Source organism: Desulfobulbus alkaliphilus, from assembly GCF_016918545.1.
Taxonomy (GTDB): domain Bacteria; phylum Desulfobacterota; class Desulfobulbia; order Desulfobulbales; family Desulfobulbaceae; genus Desulfobulbus; species Desulfobulbus alkaliphilus.
In genome coordinates, this window is sequence record NZ_JAFFQC010000152.1 from 1 (window position 1) to 489 (window position 489).

Sequence of the window (489 nt, forward strand, 5' to 3'; positions counted from 1 at the left end):
GCCCGATCCTGGACGGCTATCTGAAGCACTATCAAACGGGCGCGGCCATGCCGGCCGAACTGGTCAACAAGATCGAGGCCGCCGCCACCTTCAACCAGGGCTATGCGACGGTCAGCTATCTGTCCTCGGCCATCGTGGACATGGACCTGCACACCCAAGCCGTACCGCCGACCGATATCGACGCGTTCGAAAAGGCCAGCCTGGCGCGGATCGGCATGCCCAAGGAGATCGTGATGCGGCACCGCCTGCCGCAGTTCAATCACCTGTTCACGTCGGACGCCTATTCGGCGGGCTACTACAGCTATCTGTGGTCCGAGACGATGGACGCCGACACCTGGGCCTATTTCGAAGAGTCGGGCGACGTGTTCAATCCGGACATCGCCGGCCGCTTCAAGTCGATCATGCTGGCGCCGGGCAACACCACCGATCGCGCCGAAGCCTATCGCGCCTTCCGCGGTCGCGACCCGGACGTGGCGGCCCTGCTGAAGG

1 protein-coding gene is annotated in these 489 nt (G+C 64.0%); it reads left to right on the plus strand.

Translation table 11 applies throughout. The features are described from left to right. A partial coding sequence (locus JWG43_RS20695) for a M3 family metallopeptidase (RefSeq protein WP_205244295.1) occupies positions 1-489 on the plus strand: 489 nt, incomplete at both ends.